The 1,770-nt window shown below is 73.2% G+C and carries 2 protein-coding genes; one reads left to right on the top strand and one right to left on the bottom strand.

Features of this window, described 5'->3' with window-relative positions:
- The coding region (locus ABYE80_RS20515; protein WP_372792261.1) for an O-antigen ligase family protein at window positions 1–1,213 on the bottom strand (1,213 nt) is incomplete at its 3' end.
- 100 nt (window positions 1,214–1,313) lie between these two features.
- Between ABYE80_RS20515 and ABYE80_RS20510 the strand changes: the two genes are divergently transcribed.
- The coding region (locus ABYE80_RS20510) for a DsbA family protein (RefSeq protein WP_372792259.1) at window positions 1,314–1,770 on the top strand (457 nt) is incomplete at its 3' end.

Below are 1,770 nucleotides of genomic sequence, written 5' to 3'. Positions count from 1 at the left end.
TCAGCAGCGCCAGGAACCCCACGATCCCGAGCTCCGCGAGCACCTCGAGGTACAGCGAGTGCGCGTCCCGGAGGAACTCGTCGTCGCGCTGCGCCGCGTTCCAGGAGTACTCGAACGTGCCCGCGCCGACCCCCTTGACCGGATGGTCGCCGAACACGTCCACCGCCGTGGCCCAGACCTCGTAGCGGCTGCCGTTGAGGTTCGTCAGGCGTGCCGCCGGGTCGGTGCTCGTCGCCGGAACCCCCTGCTCCTTGAACTGCCGCCACGCGTCCGGACCCACCAGCACCGCGCCCGCAGCGCCCCCGAGCAGACCGCAGACGGCCAACGCGACCCCGAACCGTCGCGCAGCCACGGGCCCCAGGTGCCGACGGTCGAGGCCCGCGCGCCCAGTCGCCGCGGCGACCACCGCGACCACGAGCACCGCCGCGGCCGCCACGACGAGCACCCCGGCGGCACCATCGTTGCCGACCCCGTCGGCCAGCTCCGGGGCGCCCCGCAGCGCCAGGACGATCGCCGCTCCGCCGGTGAGCGCCGCGAGGCTGTGCACGATCAGCGTCCACCGGTGCGACGAGAGCGCCAGCACGACCACGATCCCCAGCACCGTGCCGCCCAGGGACGCCCGCGAATAGGTCAAGTACGACACCGCGATCGCCACCGGCACGACCGCCAGGGAGAGCCCCCGTACCGCGGTGCGGGTGGCGTGCGCGCTCCACGCCAGGCACAACGCCGAGGTCATGCCCGCCCAGGCGCCCAGCGCGTTCCAGTAGTTGAGGGGCTCGCTGAGGCGCAGGGCGCCGAAGTTCACGGCCACGGCGCTCGTCCCGAACAGCCCCTCCGAGAAGCGCCCGGCGAAGGCCAGCACCGTCACGGCGGCCATGGCGAACGCGACGCCCGCCACCGCTGCCGGCCACGTCCGCGGTCCGATCAGCAGCAGCGCCGCCACCACGAAGCCCAGGTGCGCGACCACCCTGGCCACCTCGGTCAGCGTGCGCTCGTCGCTGGAGGTCCACCCGAAGCTGATGGCGGTCCACACCGCGAGGACGCCCAGCCCCCCGAGCACCAGCCGGGCGTCGAGCGGCAGGGTGCGCCCGCGGATCACCCCGGCGACGACGCCCAGGAGCAGCAGCCACCACACCACGAGACCGGCCTGCTGCCGGACCACGATGTCGTAGCTGCCGCCGTTCAGCGCCAGGACGAGGACGAAGGCGGCCACGGCGGCGAACGTGAGGGCCGGACCCCATCGCGTATCGGAGTCGACGAGGTGCGGACCCTGCGGCATACCGCGCACCTTGCCAGACATAGACTGCGCGCGGATGCGCAAGAACACGACCCTCCTGCTGACCCTGTGCGCCGTGGCGGCCCTCACGGCCACCGGCTGCGGGGACGACCCGCTCACCCCCGAGGCTCAGACGACGAAGAACCTGCGAGCGGTCGCGGCCGTTCCGACCGAAGGGGGCCTGCTCGGCAATCCGGAGAGCCCGTCGGCCCTGATCGTGTTCGCCGCCCCCGACGACCTGCGATTCGCGACGTTCGTCAACGAAGCGCTGCCGAAGCTCGTCGACGAGCACGTCGAGCCCGGACGCCTCAGGATCCAGATGCGGACGCTGGCTCGCGGCCAGGACGACAGCCTCCAGCTCGCGCGCATCCTCCAGGCCGCCGGACTGCAGGGCAAGCTCTGGGCCGCGGCGGGGTTCATCGCCGCGCACTACGTCGGCATCATCGACGACACCTTCCGAGCGGAGCTCGTGGCCGCCGTGCCCGGCCTCGACG

Source organism: Paraconexibacter sp. (genome assembly GCF_041602235.1).
Lineage (GTDB): Bacteria > Actinomycetota > Thermoleophilia > Solirubrobacterales > Solirubrobacteraceae > Paraconexibacter.
Note: the sequence above shows the minus strand (reverse complement) of the source record. Positions and strands in the feature narration are given on the sequence as shown.